The organism is Curtobacterium sp. P97 (assembly GCF_023712445.1).
In the GTDB taxonomy this organism is placed as follows: Bacteria; Actinomycetota; Actinomycetes; order Actinomycetales; family Microbacteriaceae; genus Curtobacterium.
Genome location: NZ_JAMAYF010000017.1, coordinates 20,753 through 42,913 on the forward strand (window position 1 = coordinate 20,753; position 22,161 = coordinate 42,913).

Consider the following 22,161-nt stretch of genomic DNA (forward strand, 5'->3'; position numbering starts at 1 on the left):
TCAGGACTCCGCGAGCCGCCGTCGCTGCTCGGCCACGTCGAAGTCGGCGGCGGGCCAGGTGAGCTGGAGGTCCTCGAGCGCGCGGAGCAGGAGCTGCTGCACGGCGAGTCGGGCGTACCACTTGCGGTTCGCGGGGACGACGTACCAGGGCGCCCGGGCCGTCGAGGTGCGCTCGAACACCGTCTGGTACGCCTGCTGGTACTCGTCCCACAGCAGACGCTCGTCGATGTCGCCCGGGGTGAACTTCCAGTGCTTGTCGGGGCGGTCCAGCCGGTCGCCGAGGCGCTCGCGCTGCTCGTCCTTCGAGATGTGCAGCATGACCTTGACGATCGTCGTGCCCTGCTCGACCAGACGGTCCTCGAAGTCGACGATCGCGCCGTACCGACGCTCGATCTCCTCGGGCGGGGCGAACGCGCGCACCTTCTGGACGAGGACGTCCTCGTAGTGGGATCGGTCGAACACACCGAGCTGCCCCGCCGCGGGGAGCTGCCGTTCGATGCGCCAGAGGAAGTCGTGCTCGCGCTCCTCGGCGGTGGGCACCCCGAAGCCCGCGGAGTGGACGCCGTTCGGGTCGACCGCGCCGACGACGTGCGAGACGATGCCGCCCTTGCCCGCGGTGTCCATCGCCTGCAGCACGAGGAGCACACGACGCTGGTCGCCGGCGGTGCTCGCGGCGTGCAGGCGTTCCTGCAGGGCGGCGAGGCGGTCGGCACCGGCGGCGAGAGCCTCGAGCCCGTCGATCTTGCGGCCGGGGAAGCCCGGCGTGCCGTCGGGGTCGACGCGGTCGAGGCGGAAACCCTCCTCGACGCGGAGCAGCGGTTCGGGGTCGGTGTTCCAGGCCTTGCGACGGCTCACGGGTCCTCCTGCGGGTCTCGTGCCCATCCTGGCACCCGGCGGATCCCGGCGTCCCTGGCGAGATCGGGCGTACCTGGCGAGATCGGGCGGCCCGGGCGCCCGGTGACTTCGGGTGTACCTGGCGAGATCGGGCGTACCTGGTCGATCTGTTCGACCAGGTACGCCCGGGACGACCAGGTGTGCCCGGCTCGACCAGGTACGCCCGGCTCGACCAGGTACGCCCGGTTGGACCAGGTGGGCCCGGTTCGGCCGCAGGGAGGAGCCTGCTCGTCCGGACGGCGGACGCAGCGCCGAGCGGGCGGGATTAGCGTGGACGTCGATGAAGACCGGCCGCACCCTGCTCGCGCTCCTCACCGCGCTCGTGGCGACGGCCGTGCTCGGGTCGTGCAGCGGCACACCGGCGGGCGACCGTGACGACGTCGTCACCGCCGACCCCGTGATCTACCCGCTGTCGCTGCGCTACCCCGGCATCGAGGTCGTCGCCGACGTGCCCTACGGTCGGGAACCGCTGCAGCGCCTCGACGTGTGCCTGCCGCCCGACAGCGCACCGGACACCACGGCGACCCCGACGGCCCCGACGTCGACGCCAGCGACGCCGGCCGGTGACGCCACTGCGCGCGCGGACGCACGGGACACCCGTGCTGCCGGCGGCCGACCGGCCGTGATGCTCGTCCACGGGGGCAGCTGGTCGCACGGTGACAAGGCGACCGCCGCCTACCGGGCGGTGTGCCAGTACCTGGCGTCCGAGGGCTTCGTCACCGTGAACGTGGACTACCGCCTCGCACCGACGGACCCGTTCCCGGCGGGGCTCGACGACGTCCGCCGAGCGCTCGACTGGGTGTTCCGACCCGCGACGCTGGGGACCTACGACATCGACCCGGACCGCGTCGGGCTCTTCGGCGGCAGCGCGGGAGGCAACCTCGTGGCGATGCTCGCGGTGACCGACCACGAGTCGGCCGCGTGGGCCGCCGGTGACCGCATCCGCGCGGTCGTCGACCTCAGCGGTCCGACCGACCTCACGACGCGGTCGACCGAGCCGGACGGGGTGTCGGCGTCGTTCCAGCGGAAGCAGCTGCTCTACCTCGGTTGCCGGGACTACACGACGTGCCCGGCGGCACGGGCGGCCTCGCCGGGGTACCACGTCACCGACGAGACCGCTCCGTTCTTCGTGGGGCACTCCACCGACGAGTTCATCCCGCTGTGGGAGTCGCAGGAGTTCGTCGCCACCCTGCGCGAGCACGACGTCCCCGTGACGTTCGTCGCGGTCGAGGGGACGGCGCACTCGATCGCCCAGCTCGACCGGGCGATGAGCGAGCGGGTGGTGGCGTTCCTCCGCGACCGTCTCCGCTGACGGGTCCGGCCGGGCCGTGCCCCGTGCGGGTGGCACCCGGACTCGGGTGTGCGGGGGCTGGGGCGTCCGCGCACACTCGAGGGGTGACCGACACCACGAGCCGTCCCGCGCGCCCCGTCACCGAGTGGCCCACCCGGACCTCCGTCCGGACGTACGCGGAGCTGCTGCTCGGGCTGTCGTTCGCCGCCGCCGTGGCCTTCGGCGGATACTCGGCGGCCACCGGCCACATGGCGATCGCCGCCCAGGGTGCCGCCGTCGTGTTCCTCGTGACCCTGACCTGCGTGCTCGTGTCGTGGTTCCGGCAGGTCGACGCCGAGGAGTCCGGCACCCGCGACTGACGCGGGTCTCGGGCATCCGGACCCCGGCGTCCGCCGTCTGACGCCCAACACCCGGCGCCCGCGGTCCGGCGCCCTCGGTCCGGCACCCGCGACTGACGCCTCGAGCGTCCGGACCCCGGCGCCCGGTGTCAGTGCTCTGCTGCCGCCTCCCGCTCCGCCCGCCGGTCGGCCCGGCGTTCCCGGAAGCCCTCCACCACCGAGTACAGCGCCGGCAGCACGACGAGGGTCAACAGCGTCGAGGACACCAGACCGCCGATCACCACCAGGGCGAGCGGCTGCGAGATGAAGCCCGACTTCCCCGTCAGCCCGACCGCCATCGGCAGCAGCGCGAAGATCGTCGCGAGCGCCGTCATGAGGATCGGCCGGAGGCGGCGGGTCGCTCCCTCGATCAGTGCCTCGCGGACGCGGAGCCCCCGGCGGCGGTACTGGTTGACGAGGTCGATGAGCACAATCGCGTTCGTGACGACGATGCCGACGAGCATGAGCAGGCCGATGAGCGACGCGACCCCGAGCGGGATGCCCGTGACGATCTGCAGGAGCAGCGCACCGGTCGCCGCGAACGGCACCGAGAGCAGCAGCAGGATCGGCTGCAGCAGGCTCCGGAAGGTCGCGACCATGATCACGTAGACGATCAGGATCGCGACGAGCACGGCGAGCAGCAGCTGGCTGAACGCCGACGACTGGCTCGACGCCACACCGCCGATCGTCGCCGACGCACCCTTCGGCAGGTCGAGGGCATCGACGGCCGTCGTGACGTTCTGCACCGCCTGTCCGAGGTTCGTCGAGTCGGGCGTGACCGTGATGGTCGCCGTGCGGACGGCGTTCGACGTGGTGATGGTGGTCGGACCGTCGGACTGCTCGACCGTCGCGACGTCGGTCAGCGGGACCTCGCCGCTCGCGGTCGGGATCGACAGCGACTTCAGCGCGTCGATGGTGGTCGGCGGCTCCGGGTCGGCGATGTAGACGTCGAGGGTGGCGTCGTCGATCTCGACGCTGCCGGTGTCCCGCGGCGAGACCGCAGCGGCGACGATCCCGCCGACCTGGGTCTCGGTGAGCCCGCGCTCGGCGGCCTTCGTCCGGTCGACCCGGACGGCCAGGTACGGCTCGGCGGCGGACAGGTTGCTCGACGCCGCGGTGGTGCCGTCGACGCCGCGCATCTCGGTGAGGACCTTCTCCGCCGCGGTCTGCAGCTCGGCCTGGGTCGGCGCGGTGACGTCCACCTCGATGTCGCTCGACCCGCCGAAGCCGCCACCGGCGCTCGACAGGCTGACCTCGCCGACGCCGTCGATCCGCTCGATGCGGTCGCGGGCCTCGGACTGGATCGTCGTCTGGTCGACCCCGGCGTCGGTCGTGACGTTGTACTGCACGGAGGCAGATGCGCCGCCGCCGAACGCGGCCTGGATGGACTGGCCGCTCGACCCGATCGTGGTCTGCACGGTCTCGACACCGGAGACGTCCTGCAGCACCCGCTCGACCTTGCGCGCGGCGTCCGACTGCTCGTCGAGACTGGTGCCCGGCTCGAGGTCCTGCGTCACGGTGAAGGTGTTCTGCCCGGAGTCGCCGAGGTAGTTCGTCTTGACGAAGGGCACGGCCGCTGCGGTGCCGCCGAGGACGACCAGGGCGAGCACGAGGACGAGCGCCGGGCGGCCGACCGCCCAGCGGAGGACGGGCAGGTACCCGCGACGCAGCCGGTCGGACGTCCCGGCGTCGTGCAGGTCGTCGGCCGAGGTCAGCGCCCCGGTCGACGTCGGTCCAGCCGCCCCGGACGCAGCCGACACCGGTGCCGACGAGCTCGCGGGCACGGTCTCGGTCGACCCGGTCTCGGTCGATCCGGTGGTCGGCACCGCCGCGTGCCGGTGCGTCTTCGGCGCCCGGAGCCACCAGTACGCGAGCACGGGCACGATCGTCAGCGACACGAACAGCGACGCGAGCAACGCCATCGTGACCGTGAGCGCGAAGGGCCGGAACAGCTCGCCGACGAGCTCGGCGACGAACGCGACCGGCAGGAAGACCGCAACGGTCGTGAGCGTCGAGGCGGTGACCGCCCCGGCGACCTCGCGCACGGCGTCGAGCACCCCCCGCCCGCGGTCGACGCCGGGTTGCAGGTGCCGTTTGATGTTCTCGATGACGACGATCGAGTCGTCGACCACGCGGCCGATCGCGATGGTGAGCGCGGCGAGCGTGATGATGTTGAGGGTGTAGCCGGCGGCCTGCATGCCGATCGCGGCGAGCAGCACCGAGGTCGGGATCGAGATCGCGGTCACCAGCGTCGACCGCCACGACAGCAGGAACACCAGGATGACGACGACCGCGAACCCGAGGCCGAGCAGGCCCTCCTCCGCCAGGGAGTCGATGGACTGCTGGATGTAGGGCGCCTGGTCGAACACCACGGTGAACTGCGGGTCGCCGGTGACCTTGGCCTCGATGCCGGGCAGTGCGGCCTTCACCGTCTCGGAGACGTCGACGGTGTTCGCCTCCTGCGTCTTCGTGATCGCGATGGTCAGCGCGGTCTTGCCGTCGACGCGGCTGATCGAGGTGCGCGGCGACTCCTCGATCTGCACCGTCGCGACGTCACCGAGCGAGGTCGGCGTGGAGGCGGTGCTCCCGCCCGCACCGCCGGTCGCGGTCGTCCCGGTGCCGGTCGCACCGGTCTGGCCCTGGCCCGCGGCCGTCCCGCCCGCGGTGCCGTCCCCGGAACCCGCGGAGCCGGTGGCCGTGCCGGTGCTGCCGGGAGCGCCCGCGGCACTGCCGGAGTCCGTCGCAGCACCGCCCGCGGACGATCCACCGGTCGACGAGCCGGACGACCCGGACCCGCTCGACGCCGTCAGGGGCAGCCCGCGGATGTCGTCGAGCGACGCGATGCGCTGCCCGGTCTGCACCGAGAGGGTCGTGCCGTCCTGCGTGATCGTGCCACCGGGGATCAGCGTGCCGTTGTCGTCGAGGGCGTCCGAGATCGACTGCGTCGTGAGCCCCCGTGCCGCGAGCTCGTCCTCGTCCGGGGTGATCACGATGCGGCGGCCGGGGTTGCCGAAGACGTCGGCCTGCCGCACGCCGTCGAGCTTCTCGAGGTCGGGCACCGCCGTGGCGTTCAGCCGGTCGACGAGCTGCTCCTGGTTGCCCGAGGCGGTGACGGCGAGCTGCAGCACGGGCAGGTCGTCGAAGGACCCGGTGACGATCTGGGTCTGCACGGTGTCCGGCAGCGACAGGGCGTTCACCGCGGTCTGGATCTTGTCCTCGGCGCTGGCCAGGTTCGACCCGTAGTCGAACGAGGCGGACACCACGCTCTGCCCGGTCGAGGAGGTCGCACTCGTCGACTCGAGGTTCGGCACGACCTGGATGGCCTGCTCGATCTTCGTCGAGACGTCGTTCGACACGACCTCCGGCGTCGCGCCGGGGTAGGCGCTGACGATCGCCACCTGGGGGAACTGGACGCTCGGGATGAGCTCCTGCTTGAGGTTCGTCAGGGCGACGCCGCCGAACACCGCGACGACGATCGTGACGAGCGCGATGAGGGCGCGGTTCCGGAGGCTGAAGACCGAGAGGAGGTGCACGTGCCGATCCTCGCAGTTCCACCTGCGAACCAGACCGCCCGGCGCAGGTCCGTGGACGAACGTGCACCTGTGGACGACCGGGCGTTCAGACCACCGCGGCGAGCGACCCCCGGGCGCCTGCTGCCTCGCCACCGATCCGCGACCACGCGCGCCCGAGCACGTCGACCAGGCGCTCCCGGTCCGCCGCGGCCGTCGTCCAGGGCACCCGGAGGAACCGCTCGAACCCGCCGTCGGGGCCGAACACCCCACCCGATGCCAGGAGCACCCCCTCGGCCCGCGCGGCCAGGACGAGTGCGCTCGACACCGGACGGCCGAGCCCGACCCACGTCGTCAACCCGCCTGCCGGCGACGGGACGTCCCACTCGGGCAGCCGGGCGCGCAGGCCGGCCACGAGCTCGTCGCGACCGGCGCGCAGGAAGGTGCGCCGCCCCTCCAGGACGGCCGCTGTGCGCGGCACGAGCTCGCGCGCGACGAGCTGGTCGAGGACCGGCGTGCCGAGGTCGCCCGTCGGGCGGGCGAGCAGCAGGCGCTGGAGGAGCTCCGGTGCGGCCCGGACCCAACCGATGCGCAGGCCGCCCCAGAAGACCTTCGCGGCGGAGCCGATCATCACGACCGAGGCGCCCGACGGGTCGGCCGCGGCGAGCGGCGGCGCGGGGTCCCCGTCGATGCGGAGCTCCCCCATCGTCTCGTCGGCGACCACGGTCGTGCCGGTCGTCGCGGCGACGTCGAGCAGCAGCCGCCGGGTGTCGGCCGTCATGGTCGCCCCGGTCGGGTTGTGGAGCTCGGGCATGACGTAGGCGACCGCCGGGGCCGTCCGGCGCAGGGTCGTCTCGAGCGCTGCCGCGTCCCAGCCGGCGCGGGCGTCGACGGGCACACCGACGAGTCGCGCACCGGCCTCGCGGAAGGCCTCGTGCGCGTGCGGGTACGTCGGCGACTCGACGAGCACGGTGTCGCCGCGGCGCACGAGGACGCGGGCGAGCAGTGCGATCGCGTGCTGGGCACCGATCGTGACGATCACCTGCGAGGGGTCGGTGGGCAACCCGCGCTCGGTGTACCGGTCCGCGATCGCCGCGCGGAGCCCGGGGTCACCGACGGTGTCGTAGCCGATGCCGGCGAGCGCGGCGGGCACGGACCGGACAGCCCGCTCGACGGCGTCGGCGACCTCGGGTGCGGCGTGCAGGGCGGCCTTCCGCAGGTCGAGCAGGTCCCCGGGCACCACGCCGCCGAGTCGCTCGGGGTCGGGCCGACCGGCCAGGTCGCGCGGCAGGTGCACGACGCTGCCGGACCCGCGCAGCGACACCACGAACCCGTCGTCCCGCAGCCGGGCGTAGGCGTTCGCGACGGTCGTCCGGGAGACGCCGAGGGCCTCGGCGAGCCCGCGTTCGGCGGGCAACCGGACGCCCAGCGGCACCCGGCCGTCGATGACGAGCACGCGGACGGCGTCGGACAGGGCCTCGTAGGCGGGGGCGTCGGTGCCGTCGCGCCAGTCGGCGAGCAGGAGGGCGGCGGCACGGGCGCTGAGGGAGACCGGGGGCACGGGGCCACGCTAGCCCGATTGGCTCTCGACGGCCAGGCCAATCCGGCGGGAGCATCGGTGCATGCGCCGCTCCACCGCCCTCGTGCTCCGCTCCGTCCAGCTCGCCGTCGGGCTCTTCCTCTACGGCGCCTCGACCGCGCTGCAGGTCCGCGCCGTGGTCGGCGTCGGATCGTGGACGGTCCTGACGCAGGGCCTGGAGAACGTGCTGCCCTGGTCGTTCGGCGTCATCACCGTGGCGTCGAGCGTCGTCATCCTGCTGCTCTGGATCCCGCTCCGCCAGAAGCCCGGCATCGGCACGCTCTGCAACGTGCTGGCGATCGGCCCGTCGGCCGACCTGGTGCTGTGGCTCGTTCCGGAGCCCGACGGCCTGGTCCCCCGGATCCTGCTGTTCGCCGCGGGGCTCGCGCTGCTCGCCGTCGCGACGGCCTGCTACATCGGCGCCGGGCTCGGCACCGGCGCCCGGGACGGCCTGATGGTCGGCGTGCACGAGCGGTTCGGCTGGCCGCTGTGGCTCGCCCGCACGGTCATCGAGGTCACCGTCGTCGTGGTGGGATGGCTCCTCGGCGGCGACGTCGGGGCCGGCACGGTGGTCGCGGCGTTCGCGATCGGCCCGATGGTGCAGCCGCTCATGCCGCTCTTCCGCCGCCTGCCGTGGTCCCCGCAACGCCAGGGCAGCACCCCTGGTGGCGGCGCACCGACTGCGGCTAGGGTCGCGCCATGCGACTCGGAGTGTCCTCCTACAGCTACGCCCGCTCGCTCCAGCGCGGTGCACTGACGATCCTCGACGTCGTCGACCGGGTCGCGGACGCCGGTGGCGAGCACCTCGAGATCGCCGCGGGCGGGTTCGGCGACGACCTCCCCCGGCAGCCCGAGCTCGTCGACCGGTTGCGCGAGCACGCCGCCGCCCGCGGGATCGGGCTCGCGAACCACGTGATCGGTGCGGACTTCTCGGACCCGGCGACCGTCGACGCCGAGGTCGCCCGCGTCCACGAGCACCTCGACGTCGCACACCGGCTCGGGATCACGCACCTCCGCCACGACGTCGTCCCCTGGGCCTGGCGGGACGCCGACCACGCGGAGTTCGAGCGGGTGCTCGCGCAGGTGGTGCCGGTCTGCCGCGCGGTCGCCGAGCACGCCGCGACGCTCGGCATCACGACGATGGTCGAGAACCACGGCTTCGCCTTCAACGACAGCGAGCGGATCCTGCGGCTGGTGCACGAGGTCGACCACCCGGGCTTCCGCGCGCTGCTCGACGTCGGCAACTTCGTCTGCCTCGACGACGACCCGCTGCGCGCGGTGCAGCGGGTGCTGCCGGTCGCGGCGGTCGTGCACCTCAAGGACTTCCTGGTGCGCGAGACCCCGCCGGCGGCCGACGGGTGGCTCACCACGCTGGCCGGTCGCGCCGTCCTCGGCACGGTGGTCGGGCACGGCGACCTGCCGCTCGGACGGATCGTCGAGCGGATCGTCGCCAGCGGGTTCGACGGGCCGGTGTCGATCGAGTTCGAGGGACTCGAGGACGACGTCGACGCGGTCGAGCGCGGACTCGCGAACGCACGCCGCCTGTGGGCGGCGGCCGGTGGCTCCTGACGCGACCGCCCGGCGGTCGGGCCGCACCCGCACCGTCTCGCCGGTCGCGGCCGACTCCTGCGCTGCCAGCACGATCGCCAGGGTGCGCAGTCCCACGGCCGCGTCGGGCTGGGGCTGCTCGCCGGAGCGCACCGCGGCGACGAACGTGTCGAGCATCGCGGCGTCGAAGTCCGGCCCGTAGGGCAGGACGACCGACCGGCCGCTCGCGGCGTCGAGCCCGCGGACGCTGGGCCGGAAGAAGTCGACGTCCACCGATCCCTCGGTCCCGACGACGGTGAGGGCCAGCCCACCCCACGTCGGCGAGGTGTCCGGACGGCTCCACGAGCAGTCGATCGCCGCGATCGTGCCGTCGGCGTAGGTGATGGTGACCAGACCGGCGGTCTCGGCCTGCGCGCGCGACGCGTGCAGCACCCGGTTCGTGACCGCCGTGACGGTCTCGGCCGGCGTGCCGTCCAGGAGCTCGTCGAGCAGGTCCGCGATGTGCACGACGTGGTCGACGATCGCGCCGCCGCCGGACAGTCCGGGTTCCGTGAACCACGAGCGGGTCAGCGGCAGCATGCCGTTGTTGGCACCGCGGACCGAGAACACCTCGCCGAGGCGGCCGGACCGCTTCGTCGCGGCGAGCCGGGCGAAGGTGCTCGCGAAGCGGACCGGGAAGGCGACCATGAGCAGCACGCCGGCGGCCTCGGCGGCGGCGCGCATCGCGAGCCCGTCCTCCCAGGTCGTGGCGAGCGGCTTCTCGCACAGCACGTGGGCCCCGGCGGCGGCGGCCTGTTCGACCAGGGCACGGTGCCGGGCGTTCTCGCTCGTGACCACCACGGCGTCGACCCCGCTCGCCAGCAGCTCCTCGACGGTGTCGACGTACGCGACCCCGAGGGCATCCGCGAGTGCACGACCGCGCAGGTCGACCAGGTCGGTGCCCGTCGAGGTGCCGTCCGGGTCGGTGCCGACGACCTCGACGTCGGGCATCGCCTGCAGCGCGGACAGGTAGGACAGGGCGTGCGTGTGCGCGAAGGACAGCACGCCGATGCGCAGGGCGGTCACGCCGTCGCCCCCTCGTGCGTCCCGGCCGCCGGGGCGGGCTCGAGGTCGACGGGCTGCCCCGTCGCGACCGACCGCAGCGCGGCGTTGACGATGCGGACCGCGGTGGCGCCGTCCTCGGCGGACACGCGGGGCACCACGCCGCCACGGAAGGCCCCGAGGTACTCGCGGATCTCGAGGAAGTACGGGTCCTCGGCGGGGTCGAGCTCGGGCAGGTCGCCGCCGACCCCGGCTTCGTCGAGGAGCTCCGCCGTGTAGTTCCGCTCGGCGCGGGAGTCGTGCGACAGGGACCCGAGGGTGCCGGTGGCGGAGAACTCGGTGACGAACGGCAGGTGCGCCGGCCCCCAGATGCCCGCGACGTGGCTGATCGCCCCGGACGCGTGGGTGAGCAGCACGTGCGCCGCCTCGACCGGGTGGTCGACGGTGCCCTTGCGGACGTGCACCGCGCTGACCCGGACGACGTCGCCGGCGATCCACCGTGCGATGTCCAGGTCGTGGATCATCTGGTCCATGATGATGCCGCCCGAGAGCTCGGGGTCGGCGAACCAGGCGGAGCGGGTCGGGAACGCACCCGAGCGGACGAACCGCAGGACGGCCAGTTCGCCGAGCTGCCCGGCCTCGACCGCGGCCTTGAGACGGACGTACTCGGGGAAGTAGCGGACCACGTGTGCCGGGTAGAGCTGGCGACCTGCCTCGTGCGCGAGCCGGACCAGGTCGTCGGCGTCCGCGTCGGTGCGGGCGAGCGGCTTCTCGCTGATGACGTCCTTGCCGGCGGCGAGCGCCGCGCGCACGACCTCGGCGTGGGCGTACGTGGGGACGACGACGTCCACCACGTCGACGCGGGCGAGGAGTTCGTCGAGCGAGTCGACGACCTCGCCGCCGTGTGCTGCGACGAGGTCCTCGGCGCCGACCTCGGAGAAGACGACGACGTCCCCGATCCGGAGCAGGTTCGGCAGGTGCGCGTGGGCGATCACCCCCGCGCCGACGAGGCCGATCCGGAGTCGCTGAGCGGTCATGGGGTCCTCCTGGTTCGTGGTGGTGCGGTGTCCGTGGTGGGTTCGGCGCCGTGGGCAGCGGTGGTGGCGGCAGGCGGCGCAGGGGCCGACTGCGCTGCGGTCGACTGCGCTGCGGTCGACTGCGCAGCGGTGCGGGCGAGCAGGGCTGCTCCCGCCAGGCCGGCACCGGCGCCCGCGAGGGACTGCTCGATGCGGGGCGCGGGACGCCAGCCGAGCCGCGCGTCCACCGCGGTGCGCAGCGGGGCGAGCAGGCGTTCCCCGGACTCGCCGAGTCCGCCGCCGACGACGACCACCGCCGGGTCGAGCACGGCGGACAGGATCGCGATCCCGGCGGCGAGCGCGTCGACCGCGTCGGCCCAGACCGCGGCGGCCACGGGGTCGGCGTCCACGGCGGCGACGATCTCCTCGGTCGCGCCGTCGATCGTGCCGCCGGCCGCGCGGTAGCGCCGTCGGATGTTCCGTGCGGAGGCGTACACCTCGACGCACCCGCGCTGCCCGCACGTGCAGGGCTCGCCGCCCGGTCGGACGCACACGTGTCCGACCTCGCCGGCACCTCCGGCTGCCCCGACCACCAGGCGCCCGTCGACGACCAGGCTCGCGGAGACGCCGGTCCCGATCGGGATGAAGACCAGCTCGGCGACGTCCCGGCCCGCCGCGGTGCGTGCTGCGATCTCGGCCGTCGCGGCAGCGCGGGCGTCGTGCGCGACGGCGACGGGGACGCCGTACCGGTCGCGCAGGAGTCCGGCGAGGGGCAGGTCGTGCCAGTCGAGGTTGACCGCGACGACCACCGTCCCGGTCTCGGCGTCGACGACCCCGGGCGTGCAGAGACCGATGGCGGCGAGCGGGTGCCCGGCGGCGGCGGCTGCTGCGGCGAGCCGGTCGACGACGGCGGTGACGGCGGCGAGCGCCGGACCGCCCACGGCGGCGTCCGTGGCCGCCGCGTGCGCGTCGGTCGCCGCGACCGGCGCCAGGGTGGGGACGACCGCGCGGTCGAGGACGACGTCACCGACCCGGACCATCCCCTTGACGGTGGTGCCGCCGACGTCGACGGCGACGACCGCGCCCGATGCCTCCCGGCCGCCGTGCGAGCCCGTGCCCGCGGCGCTCATGCGGTCCGCTCCGTCGCCGCGCGGGCGAGTTCGTCGACGCGTGCCGGTGCGAGCACCTCGTCGATCGCGAGCACCGTCGCCCCGCGGATGCCGGCGTCGCGCGGGGACGAGCTCGCCCGGACGTCGAGGGCGTCCGCGACCATCGGCAGGCACGACCGGTAGAGCTCCCCGCGGATCGTCGCGACCAGGACGGACGACGCCGACATCGCCCCCGCCAGCACGACCTCGCTCGGGTTGCAGAAGTTCACGATGCCGGAGAGCACGCGGCCGATGTGCTCCCCCGCCCGGCGGAGCTCGTCGAGGACGACCGCGTCGCCCTGCGCCGCGAGCGCGAGCACGTCGCTCGTCCCGCCGACCTGCCGTCCGCCCGCGCGCAGCCGCGCCACGATCGCTCCCCCGGACGCCACCGACTCGAGGCAGTCCGGCACGCCGCAGGTGCAGCCGATCGCGGCCTCGCCGTCGACCGGGGTGTGGCTGATCTCGCCGGCGGCACCGCTCACCCCGCGGTGCAGGCGCCCGTCGAGCAGCACCCCCGAGCCGATGCGGGTGCCGAGCTTCACCGCGACGAGCGTGCCCGTGCGGTCGGGGCCCGGACGCTCGGCCAGGGCGATGAGGTTCGCGTCGTTCTCCACGAGGACGGGGGCGTCGGTGTGCTCGGCGAAGAGCTCGGGCAGCACGGCACCGTGCCACGACGGCTCGAACGACGGGGTCGCGATGCTGCCGCCCGGGTACGACACGGGCGCGGGGACGCTGATCGCGGCGCCGCGGAAGCGGGTCGTGTCGAGGCCGGCGTCGCGGGCGAGCTCGACGAACCGGTCCCACAGCGCGGCGACCGACGCCCGCGGGCCGGCGGCGACGGGCACCGTTGCGGCGCCGTGCTCGAGGGCGTCGGTGTCGGCGACGATCCGGCCGGCCAGGTCGGTGAGCACGATGCGCACGTGGTGGGCGCCGAGGTCGGCCGCGGCGACGAAGCCGGCGTCCGCCACGAGTTCGAGCCGCCGGGCACGCCGGCCGCCGCGGGACCCCTCGGCGCCGCTCTCGCGGACGAGACCGAGGGCCATCAGGGCGTCGACCCGGGCCGAGGCCGTGGACGGTGCGAGTCCGGTGCTCCTGGCGATGCTCGAGCGCGAGGTCGTGTCCGAGACGCGGATCAGTCGGAGGACGTCCCCGACGGACCCGGGGTTCCGGTCCATGTCCTGGAAGTGCTGCTCGTGCATGCCGACACTGTAGCGACGAAACGGTCGATTATCGAACGAAGTCGTTGCAGATTCGACTGTTTACTTTTGGTGATCGAACGGTAATCTGCTCGAAACAGCCGATTCCTAGCGTTCAACGACGAGCCAAGAGGAGGTCCGCATGACGAGTGCGGTTGAGAACCCGGCCCGGGTGCGTGTCCCCGGTCGACGGTCGTCCACTGCGGACGCGAGCCGGATGGAACGACGCGAGGGCCGAGCGGGCTACGTGCTCATCGCCCCGACGACGGTGCTGCTGGCGCTGTTCTACCTGTACCCACTGGCGCAGACCGTCTTCTACTCGTTCACCGACTGGAACCCCGCGTCCGGCGAGACGAACGGCTTCGTCGGCCTGTCGAACTTCACCGGGCTGTTCCAGGACGGCGAGTTCGTCCGGGCGGCCGGCAACACGGCGCTGTACGTGGTGGTCGTGGTGCCGATCACGATGGCCCTCGGGCTGTTCTTCGCGGCACTGCTGGCGCAGCCGTTCCGCGGTCGCGGCGTCTACCGGGCACTGCTCTTCGTGCCGTACATCGCCCCGATCGTCGGCAGCGCGCTGATCTTCAGCTTCATCCTGTCGCCGCTCGGTGGTCTGGTGAACGGCGTGGTCACCGCGCTCGGTGCTCCCCCGATCGGCTTCCTGACGTCCGAGCCGTGGGCCCTGGTCTCGGTGATCGTGTTCTCGATCTGGCAGGGCGTCGGCTACACGATGATCATCTACTCGGCCGCGCTCACGAACATCCCGGCGTCCTACATGGAGGCCGCGACGCTCGACGGCGCCGGGCCGATCCGCCGCTTCTTCCGGATCTCGCTCCCCCTGGTCGCCCCGACCACGGGCTTCCTCGCGATCACCGGCGTGATCGGCGCGCTGCAGGTCTTCACGCAGGTCTACGTCCTGACCCAGGGCGGCCCGATCAACTCGAGCGAGACGATCCTCTACTACATCTACAACCAGGGCTTCGTGTTCTTCCACGGTGGCTCGGCCAGCGCTGCCGCCGTGCTCCTGCTCATCGTCGGCATCCTCGTCGCGGTCGTCCAGCTGCGGGTCATCAACCGCCGCGATCCCGTCGAGCTGAACTAGGACCGCCACCGTGACCCAGATCACCTCCCGCACCCTCCCGGCGGACGCACACCGCGCCTCCCGTCCGCACCGCAGCCGCCCGTTCGGCGTGCTGTTCCGCAAGCACTCACCCGCCGTCCTGCGGCACGTCATCCTGCTCGTCGCGGTCGTGCTGTTCTTCGGCCCGTTCCTCTGGATGCTGCTGACGAGCTTCAAGTCCTCGGAGGAGGCACTCGCCTTCCCGCCGACCTTCCTGCCGCGGCAGTGGGAGCTGTCGAACTACACCGACATCTTCACCGTCGCCCCCTTCGGGCTGTACTTCTTCAACTCGACGGTCGTGGCGATCGCGACCACCCTCGGGCAGATCGTGACGAGCCTGGCTGCGGGCTTCGCGTTCTCGCGCCTGAAGTTCCCCGGCAAGAACATCGTCTTCGTCGTCCTGCTCGCCGCGCTCCTCGTGCCGTTCGAGGTCGTGTTCACGCCGCTCATCACCCTGCTGTCCTCGCTGCACTGGCTGAACAGCTACCAGGGCCTCATCGTCCCGAACATCCCGTCGATCCTCGGCACCTTCCTCTTCCGGCAGTTCTTCACGTCGTTCCCGAGCGAGATCGAGGACGCCAGCCGGGTGGACGGTGCCGGGGTGTGGCGGCGGATGTGGTCCGTCGTGACGCCGATGGCGACCCCGATGATCGGGTCCTTCGCGGTCCTGTCGTTCGTCTACAACTGGAACAACTTCTTCTTCCAGTTCCTCGTGGCGTCGCGGACCGAGTTCTTCACCGTCTCCGTCGGCCTCACGCAGCTGCAGTCCGCGAACGCGAGCCAGAGCTTCAACCTGCTGATGGCCGGCTCGACGCTGGCGATCCTGCCGGTCTTCATCGTCTTCATCATCTTCCAGAAGCAGATCGTGTCGGCCATGGCCGGCGGACTCCGCTGATCCCGCACCGCCCCTCGCTCCACTCCTCCTCATCGCCCTCCGCTCCACGCGGAGGCACCCTTCGCTCCACCCGAAGTCCGAGAAAGGACGACTCATGCGCAAGCGACTGCTCGGCGCCACGGCCCTCGCCGTGGGTGCTGCACTGGCCCTGTCCGGGTGTTCCGGCGGCTCCGTCACCGGCAACTCCGGCGGCAGCGGCGGCAAGACCACGATCACGGTCTGGCACAACTACACGGGGCCGCAGGCCACCGAGGTGAAGAAGCTCATCGACGAGTACAACTCCTCGCAGGACGAGATCGACGTCCAGCCCCAGTACGCGGCCTCGTCCGACCAGTTCGACGCGAAGCTCATCAACGCGCTGAAGAACGACACCGGGCCCGACATGGTGCTCGGTGACAGCACCCCGCAGCAGACCGGCGAGGTGATCCAGACCGGCAAGGTCCTGCCGCTCGAGGACCACCTGTCGAGCGGTGACGTCACGAAGGACAGCTTCACCGAGGGCATGCTCTCGACCGGCGAGTTCGACGGCAAGCAGTACACGCTGCCGACCGACATCGGCGACTACGCCGTCGTCTACAACAAGGAGATGTTCAAGGCCGCGGGCATCACCGACACCCCGACGACGTGGGCGGAGTTCCAGGACGACGCGAAGAAGCTGACGAAGGGCACGACCCAGTACGGTGCCTACCTGCCGATCGGCACCGGTGAGTGGCCGGTCTTCACGTGGCAGTCGATGCTCTGGGGTGCCGGCGGCGACTTCCTCAACGAGGACAACACCAAGGTCGAGTTCAACAGCGACGCGGGCGTGAAGGCCCTCACCGCGTGGACGGACATGCTGCAGGACGGCTCGGCCTACCCGCAGTCGCTCCTGACCACCTCGACGAACGGCGCCGTCCCCGCGCTCACGTCGAAGAAGGCCGCGATGGCGATCACCGGCGCGTACGACCTGTCGACCATCGACAGCACGCTCGGCAAGGAGAACGTCGGTGTCTTCCCGCTCCCGGGCATCGAGGAGCCGGCGATGAACCTCGGCACGAACAACTCGTACATCATCGAGACGACGACCGCGAAGCAGGACGCCTCGTGGAAGTTCCTGCAGTGGTGGCTCAGCCCGGACACCCAGGCGAAGTGGGACATCGCGACCGGCCTGCTCCCCGCGAACCAGGCCACGGCGGACAACGCGACGTGGAAGCAGTACCTGGACGAGAACCCGCGTCTCAAGGCCTTCGCCGACGAGCTCGAGTACGCCAAGGCCCGTCCGTCGATCACCGCGTACGGCGAGGTGAGCGCGGCGCTGTCGACGCAGCTGCAGTCCGCGATGCTGCTGAAGACCAGCCCGAAGGAGGCCCTCGACGCGGCGGCGGAGAAGGCACAGGCGGCGCTGGACGACGCCGCGAAGTAGGCCCGCTCCGCAGGACGGCCCCGCTCCCCACCGGGAGCGGGGCCGTCCTGCATCCTTGGCCTGGTGACAACCGGCCACTCGCGATGTACCGTGACTCCACACACGCGATACATCGCGAGTTCGAGGAGGCAACATGGCCCAGGAGAAGTGGCTCGTCGAGGAGCCCAAGGTGATCGACACCGGCATCGTCCGCGCCCTGCGCGTCGGGCTCGCCGGTGGGCAGGTCGACGTCGTGGCCCACGACGAACCGACCGCCAGGGTGGAGGTGCACGGCGTGTCCGGCAAGCCGCTCAAGATCGAGCTGGACGGCGACACGCTCACCATCGACCACCCGCAGGTCCGGTGGGACGACCCGCTCGGCTTCCTCAGGTCGTTCCGCGGTCGCGCCACCGCCGACGTCAGCGTGCTGGTCCCCCGCGACGCACGGGTCACGGTCGGCGTCGTCTCCGCGGGGGCGCTGCTCTCCGGCACGAACCGCGGCGCCTCGGTGAACACCGTCTCGGGCGACGTCGTCGTCGACGGGCTCGCGGGCGACCTCGCCGTGCACGCCGTCTCCGGGGCGACCACGGTCCGCGACCTCGACGGCGCACTGACGGTCCGCACCGTGTCGGGCGACGTCGTGGCGACGGGCGCGATCCCGCGCCTCACGGCCGACGGGGTGAACGCCGACGTGGTGCTCGACCTGCAGGGCACCCCGGACGCCGCACGCATCAACACCGTGTCCGGTTCGGTGAGCGTCCGGCTCGAGGACGGCGTCCCGTACCGCTGCACCGTCAGCACCGCGTCCGGCAAGCTGCAGTTCGACGACTCCGAGATCCGCGGCGTCCGCGGCTCGTACGTCAAGCAGGGCGGCGAGCTGAGCGGGCAGTGGCTCGACCTCAAGGTCAACTCGGTCTCGGGTGACGTCGCGGTCCTGCACGCCCCGCCCGCCCCGGCCGCCCCGACGGACGCCCCGACCGGCGCGGAGGCGTCCGAATGAGCCCCGTCTTCGCGCACGGTCACCTGCGCCTGTCACTGCTCGCCATGCTCGCCGACCGCCCCATGCACGGCTACGAGCTCATCCAGGCCCTCGGCGAGCGCTTCGGCGGCGCGTACGTCCCGAGCGCCGGCACCGTCTACCCGCGGCTCGCCAAGCTCGAGTCCGAGGGGCTCGTCACCAAGACCGTCGACGGCCGCAAGACCGTGTACGCGATCACCGACGCCGGCCGTGCCGAGCTCGACGCCCGCGCCGAGGAGCTCGCCGCGGTCGAGTCCGGGGTCGCCGACTCGGTGCGGTCCCTGGCCGACGGCGTCCGCGCCTCGGTCGGCGAGGCCATGCGCTCGCTCCGAGCGGACCTCGCCGCGAGCGCCCAGGCCACGCGCGGTCAGACCGCCGACGAGCCCGTCGACGTCCCGACGGATGGCATCCGCGCCCTGCGCGAGGTCGAGATGGCGATCGCCGCGTTCCGGCAGCAGGTCCGGGCGGACCTGCGTCGCCGCGCGACGCGCGGGACGCTCACCGAGGACACGGTGACGCGCCTGCGGGACGGCCTGGAGGCCCTGCGCCGCTCCGTCTGACGGCCGCCGGCGGACGGGTGGTGGCGAGCCGCGCCTCCCGTCCGCTGCCCGTCGGCGTGCGTCCGGCGCACGGCCGTCGCCGCCTGTCCGTTCCCACAGTGTTGACTCGGGCGCGCAACTGAGTAGGTTTGCCGCTCGTGACGAACGAGATCCGGTCGCTCAAGGCGCGACTGATCGGCGATCCCCTGCCCTCCGAGAAGCTCGAGGGACAGCTCCTCCCGAAGCACCTGGCGCTGCCGATCTTCGCGAGCGACCCGCTGTCGAGCGTGGCGTACGCCCCGCAGGAGCTCCTCATGATCCTGCTGCTCGGCGGGATGGCGTTCCTGACCTTCGCCCCGTGGGTCGCGGCCGTGGTGGTGCTGCTGCTCGTCGTGGTGGTCGCGTCCTACCGGCAGCTCGTCAAGGCCTACCCGTCCGGCGGTGGCGACTACGAGGTCGCCCACCGGAACCTCGGCGAGAAGGCCGGCCTCGTCGTGGCGAGCGCGCTGCTCGTCGACTACGTCATGACGGTCGCCGTGTCGGTGGCCTCGGGCGTGGACAACATCATCTCGGCCCTGCCGGGACTCGACACGTTCCGCGTCGAGCTCGCGGTCGCCTTCGTCGTGCTGCTCGCCGGGGTGAACCTGCGCGGCGTCCGCGAGTCGAGCAAGGCGTTCGCGGTGCCGACCTACCTGTTCGTCGGCTCGGTGTTCGTCATGGTCGTCACCGGCCTGGTCCGCACCGCCCTCGGCAACGCCCCCGTCGCCGAGTCCGCCGCGTACACGATCGACAACGTCGAGCACACGACGCAGGCGGCCTTCGTGCTGCTCCTCCTGCGCGCGTTCGCGTCCGGCTGCTCGGCCCTGACCGGTGTCGAGGCGATCGCGAACGGCGTGCAGGCCTTCCGCCGCCCGAAGATCCGCAACGCCCAGACGACGCTGGTGCTCATGGGCTCGATCGCGATCGTGCTGTTCGTCGGGCTCATCACGCTCGCGCTCGTCTCGCACGTGCACTACGCCGAGCGCGCGTGCGACCTGCAGGGCTTCACCGCGTGCGCGACCACACCGCAGCGCTCGCTCATCGCGCAGATCGCCGCCGCGACCTTCGGGGGCGGCAGCGTGCTGTTCTTCGTCGTCCAGGCGACGACGGCCGCGGTCCTGCTCCTCGCCGCGAACACGGCCTTCAACGGCTTCCCGCTGCTCGGCTCGATCCTGGCGCGGGACTCCTACGCGCCGAAGGCCCTGTCGACCCGCGGCGACCGCCTCATCTACTCGAACGGCGTCATCGTGCTCGCGCTCGTCGCGGTCGCGCTGCTCGTGGTCTACCGCGCGAACGTCACGAGTCTCATCCAGCTGTACATCATCGGCGTCTTCGTGTCGTTCACGCTCGGCCAGACCGGCATGGTCCGGCACTGGCTGCGCCTGCTGCGCTCGGACCGCGACGGCAGCGCGGACGAGCCCGTCGACCGCGGACAGGTGTGGCGCTCGCTGACGATCAACGCGATCGGCGCGACCTCCACCTTCGTCGTGCTCGTCGTCGTCACCATCACGAAGTTCACGCACGGCGCCTGGCTCGTGTTCGTGATCATGCCCGTGCTGTTCGTCCTCATGCTCGGCGTGAACCGGTACTACCGCGACGTCTCGCACGAGGTCGAGGCGGACGTCGACACGCAGTTCGGCGCGACCGGCGACCACGCGATCGTCCTCGTCAACACACTCCAGAAGCCGGTGCTCAAGGCGATCGACTACGCCATCGCGGCACAGCACGCCGGACTCGAGGCGGTGCACGTCGCGATCGACGACGCCGAGGCCCGCCGGCTGCAGGAGCAGTGGGTCGAGCACGGGATCGAGGTCCCGCTCACCGTCGTGCCGAGTCCCTACCGCGACATCTCGATGCCGCTGATCCGGTACATCAAGGCGCATCGGGCCGAGCACGGGTCCGAGGTCGTCACCGTCTACACGCCGGTCTTCGTCGTCGGGCACTGGTGGGAGACCCTGCTGCACAACCACCGCGGGCGCCGGATCCGCAAGAAGCTCCTGCTGGTGCACGGGGTGACCGTGGCCCTGGTGCCGTGGCTGCTCGACTCGTCAGAACTGCTCTACGGCCGACGCTCCCGTCCGCTGCCGGGGCAGGAACGCCGCGGTGAGCCGGTCCGGCCGGCCCTCCGCCGCTCGCCGCAGGGCGTGTCCCACCACGACGCACAGGAGGACCGTCTGCTCCGGTCCGTCCAGCGGAACAGCCTGCAGCCGGTGGGATCGCCGGTGCAGCGCGACGGCCTGCAGCCGCGGCGGGCGTCGCGTCCCGCCGGTCCCGCGGAGGGCGTCGACCCGACCCAGTGCACGGGCGAGGTGCACCTCCTCGTCCCCACACCTGCACGCCGTGACGGCGGCCGGTCGTAGCATCGTCGGCGACATGACGATCTCCGACCTGCGCACCTTCGCGACCTTCGACGGCCACGGCGGCAAGGTGTCGAAGCGCGTCGAGGTGCTCGACCACGAACCACCGGTGGCCGGGCCGTACGCCGGACTCGTCGCCGTGCGCGGTGAGCACCCGCTCGGAGCCCTCGACGAACGCCCCGCCGACGACCGCGCCGACCTCGCCCGCGGGGTCGCCAGCATCGGCTGGGTCGACCCGGCCACGCTCCGCGACTGGTACCGACCGGACCGCGTCGTGGTCACGCGGCTCGAGGCACGCCGCTCCGGGCTCGAGTCGGGGCTCTACGCCGACTCGCGTGGCCGCGGTCGCGTGCGGATCGACGGCCTGGAGGGACTGCTCGCCCCCGACGGTCGGCCCGCCTTCCGTGCACTGGCCGGTCCGGTCGACGCCCCGGTGGTCGACGTCCCCCTGCCCACCGACCAGGCGGTGCGCCTGGTCGCCGTGCGCGCCGTCGAGGGTGGTCTCGAGGTCGTGACCACCCCGGTCTCGCCGTTCCTCTCCCCCGGTCGGTACGCCGCGTACGACGCCGAGGTGGTCGGGCTGCCGCCCCGGGCGTCCACCGGGCAGGTGTCCGTGCGGGCGGCGGTGCTCATCGACGGGTCGTTGCACGAGGTCGTCCGGATCGACGAGCGGGCGGCGACGATCTGGATCGAGCAGGGCGGCGACGAGGTGCCGATCGCGACGAGCGGCGTCGGACCGGACCTGGTGCGCTACACGGCGACGCCGGTCTGAGCGCCGCCGTCCGCCTGGTCGGGAGCCCGGTCCGCGTGCCGGCGCACGTCCCCTGGGGGACGCCCTCGCTGCGTGTCGTGTCCGGCGTCGCGCGTAGGTTCAGCGCCATGACCGACGCAGCAGACCAGACCCCCGACGAGTCGCACCAGGGCGAGACCCTGGGCGGCGAGCGTCCCGACCCCTCGACGACCGCGAGCAAGGACCCGGAGCAGTGGGTGACCGGCGACGAGCCCATGACCGGACCACAGCGCAGCTACCTCGACACCCTCGCCCGCGAGGCCGGCGAGGAGCTCCCCGCGGACCTCAGCAAGGCCGAGGCGTCCGAGCACATCGACCGCCTGCAGCAGCAGACCGGGCGCGGCGCGGACTCCTGACGCGACACCCTGTCGCCCGACGCCGGTCCCCGCTGTGGTGGACCGGCGTCGGTCGTTCCTGAGCGTCGGT

The 22,161-nt window shown here is 72.5% G+C and carries 18 protein-coding genes and 1 pseudogene; 12 read left to right on the top strand and 7 right to left on the bottom strand.

Annotation, left to right across the window (positions count from 1 at the left end; translation table 11 throughout):
• Complete coding sequence (locus M3677_RS15500) at positions 1–855, bottom strand: PPK2 family polyphosphate kinase (RefSeq protein WP_251160986.1); 855 nt, start codon at positions 853–855, stop codon at positions 1–3.
• Between the two features lie 319 nt (positions 856–1,174).
• Between M3677_RS15500 and M3677_RS15505 the strand changes: the two genes are divergently transcribed.
• Positions 1,175–2,206: an alpha/beta hydrolase gene (locus M3677_RS15505; RefSeq protein WP_066652193.1), complete on the top strand. Its 1,032-nt coding sequence runs from the start codon at positions 1,175–1,177 to the stop codon at positions 2,204–2,206.
• A gap of 83 nt (positions 2,207–2,289) precedes the next feature.
• Positions 2,290–2,544 carry a hypothetical protein gene (locus tag M3677_RS15510; RefSeq protein WP_066652192.1) on the top strand — a complete coding sequence of 85 codons (255 nt, stop codon included), beginning with the start codon at positions 2,290–2,292 and terminating at the stop codon, positions 2,542–2,544.
• 128 nt (positions 2,545–2,672) lie between these two features.
• Here M3677_RS15510 and M3677_RS15515 read toward each other — a convergent pair whose 3' ends face one another.
• Together M3677_RS15515 and M3677_RS15520 are read right to left on the bottom strand one after the other, a co-directional pair.
• Positions 2,673–6,095 (bottom strand): efflux RND transporter permease subunit, encoded by a 3,423-nt coding sequence (locus M3677_RS15515; RefSeq protein WP_251160987.1) that lies wholly within the window; start codon positions 6,093–6,095, stop codon positions 2,673–2,675.
• An 85-nt stretch (positions 6,096–6,180) separates the two neighbouring features.
• Positions 6,181–7,632, bottom strand: a complete 1,452-nt coding sequence (locus M3677_RS15520) for a PLP-dependent aminotransferase family protein (RefSeq protein ID WP_251160988.1) — start codon at positions 7,630–7,632, stop codon at positions 6,181–6,183.
• A 61-nt stretch (positions 7,633–7,693) separates the two neighbouring features.
• Here M3677_RS15520 and M3677_RS15525 point away from each other — a divergent pair, with 61 nt between their 5' ends.
• Together M3677_RS15525 and M3677_RS15530 are read left to right on the top strand one after the other, a co-directional pair.
• Entirely contained in the window at positions 7,694–8,407 is a 714-nt protein-coding gene (locus M3677_RS15525; protein ID WP_245171599.1) for a YitT family protein, read from the top strand.
• The gene (locus tag M3677_RS15530; protein ID WP_209684002.1) at positions 8,350–9,219 is read left to right on the top strand and encodes a sugar phosphate isomerase/epimerase; all 870 of its coding nucleotides are present in this window, start codon (positions 8,350–8,352) and stop codon (positions 9,217–9,219) included. The genes M3677_RS15525 and M3677_RS15530 overlap by 58 nt, the downstream gene beginning before the upstream one ends.
• Positions 9,220–9,306: 87 nt before the next feature.
• On the opposite strand, the pseudogene M3677_RS15535 reads toward M3677_RS15530, so the two are convergent.
• The 4 genes and pseudogenes from M3677_RS15535 to M3677_RS15550 all read right to left on the bottom strand — a co-directional run.
• Positions 9,307–10,188: pseudogene (locus M3677_RS15535) on the bottom strand (Gfo/Idh/MocA family protein); the annotation flags it as partial.
• A gap of 71 nt (positions 10,189–10,259) precedes the next feature.
• Entirely contained in the window at positions 10,260–11,276 is a 1,017-nt protein-coding gene (locus tag M3677_RS15540; protein WP_066652184.1) for a Gfo/Idh/MocA family protein, read from the bottom strand.
• Positions 11,273–12,385 (bottom strand): ROK family protein, encoded by a 1,113-nt coding sequence (locus M3677_RS15545; protein ID WP_251160989.1) that lies wholly within the window; start codon positions 12,383–12,385, stop codon positions 11,273–11,275. The genes M3677_RS15540 and M3677_RS15545 overlap by 4 nt, the downstream gene beginning before the upstream one ends.
• Positions 12,382–13,602 (bottom strand): ROK family transcriptional regulator, encoded by a 1,221-nt coding sequence (locus M3677_RS15550; RefSeq protein ID WP_251160990.1) that lies wholly within the window; start codon positions 13,600–13,602, stop codon positions 12,382–12,384. The genes M3677_RS15545 and M3677_RS15550 overlap by 4 nt, the downstream gene beginning before the upstream one ends.
• Positions 13,603–13,741: 139 nt before the next feature.
• Here M3677_RS15550 and M3677_RS15555 point away from each other — a divergent pair, with 139 nt between their 5' ends.
• From M3677_RS15555 to M3677_RS15590, 8 genes are all read left to right on the top strand, one after another.
• Positions 13,742–14,698 carry a carbohydrate ABC transporter permease gene (locus tag M3677_RS15555; RefSeq protein WP_081984625.1) on the top strand — a complete coding sequence of 319 codons (957 nt, stop codon included), beginning with the start codon at positions 13,742–13,744 and terminating at the stop codon, positions 14,696–14,698.
• A 10-nt stretch (positions 14,699–14,708) separates the two neighbouring features.
• A complete protein-coding gene (locus M3677_RS15560; protein WP_209684009.1) occupies positions 14,709–15,611 on the top strand; it encodes a carbohydrate ABC transporter permease in 903 nt (300 codons plus the stop codon).
• Positions 15,612–15,705: 94 nt separating this feature from the next.
• Positions 15,706–17,013, top strand: coding sequence for an ABC transporter substrate-binding protein (locus M3677_RS15565; protein WP_066652171.1), 1,308 nt, complete (start codon positions 15,706–15,708; stop codon positions 17,011–17,013).
• Positions 17,014–17,146: 133 nt separating this feature from the next.
• Entirely contained in the window at positions 17,147–17,992 is an 846-nt protein-coding gene (locus M3677_RS15570) for a DUF4097 family beta strand repeat-containing protein (RefSeq protein ID WP_066652169.1), read from the top strand.
• Complete coding sequence (locus M3677_RS15575; protein WP_251160991.1) at positions 17,989–18,570, top strand: PadR family transcriptional regulator; 582 nt, start codon at positions 17,989–17,991, stop codon at positions 18,568–18,570. The genes M3677_RS15570 and M3677_RS15575 overlap by 4 nt, the downstream gene beginning before the upstream one ends.
• Before the next feature lie 128 nt (positions 18,571–18,698).
• Entirely contained in the window at positions 18,699–20,948 is a 2,250-nt protein-coding gene (locus M3677_RS15580) for an APC family permease (protein WP_251160992.1), read from the top strand.
• 13 nt (positions 20,949–20,961) lie between these two features.
• On the top strand, positions 20,962–21,717 hold the full coding sequence (locus M3677_RS15585) for a hypothetical protein (RefSeq protein ID WP_251160993.1): 756 nt from the start codon (positions 20,962–20,964) through the stop codon (positions 21,715–21,717).
• A gap of 107 nt (positions 21,718–21,824) precedes the next feature.
• The gene (locus tag M3677_RS15590) at positions 21,825–22,091 is read left to right on the top strand and encodes a DUF3072 domain-containing protein (RefSeq protein ID WP_066652161.1); all 267 of its coding nucleotides are present in this window, start codon (positions 21,825–21,827) and stop codon (positions 22,089–22,091) included.
• Positions 22,092–22,161: the final 70 nt, after the last annotated feature.

Excerpts from the sequence above, each read along its gene's own strand:
- M3677_RS15555 (WP_081984625.1), top strand. The coding sequence starts at position 13,742 with ATGACGAGTGCGGTTGAGAACCCGGCCCGGGTGCGTGTCCCCGGTCGA.
- M3677_RS15585 (WP_251160993.1), top strand. The coding sequence starts at position 20,962 with ATGACGATCTCCGACCTGCGCACCTTCGCGACCTTCGACGGCCACGGC.
- M3677_RS15525 (WP_245171599.1), top strand. The coding sequence starts at position 7,694 with ATGCGCCGCTCCACCGCCCTCGTGCTCCGCTCCGTCCAGCTCGCCGTC.
- M3677_RS15590 (WP_066652161.1), top strand. The coding sequence starts at position 21,825 with ATGACCGACGCAGCAGACCAGACCCCCGACGAGTCGCACCAGGGCGAG.
- M3677_RS15505 (WP_066652193.1), top strand. The coding sequence starts at position 1,175 with ATGAAGACCGGCCGCACCCTGCTCGCGCTCCTCACCGCGCTCGTGGCG.
- M3677_RS15565 (WP_066652171.1), top strand. The coding sequence starts at position 15,706 with ATGCGCAAGCGACTGCTCGGCGCCACGGCCCTCGCCGTGGGTGCTGCA.
- M3677_RS15545 (WP_251160989.1), bottom strand. The coding sequence starts at position 12,385 with ATGAGCGCCGCGGGCACGGGCTCGCACGGCGGCCGGGAGGCATCGGGC.
- M3677_RS15575 (WP_251160991.1), top strand. The coding sequence starts at position 17,989 with ATGAGCCCCGTCTTCGCGCACGGTCACCTGCGCCTGTCACTGCTCGCC.
- M3677_RS15530 (WP_209684002.1), top strand. The coding sequence starts at position 8,350 with ATGCGACTCGGAGTGTCCTCCTACAGCTACGCCCGCTCGCTCCAGCGC.
- M3677_RS15540 (WP_066652184.1), bottom strand. The coding sequence starts at position 11,276 with ATGACCGCTCAGCGACTCCGGATCGGCCTCGTCGGCGCGGGGGTGATC.
- M3677_RS15550 (WP_251160990.1), bottom strand. The coding sequence starts at position 13,602 with ATGCACGAGCAGCACTTCCAGGACATGGACCGGAACCCCGGGTCCGTC.
- M3677_RS15570 (WP_066652169.1), top strand. The coding sequence starts at position 17,147 with ATGGCCCAGGAGAAGTGGCTCGTCGAGGAGCCCAAGGTGATCGACACC.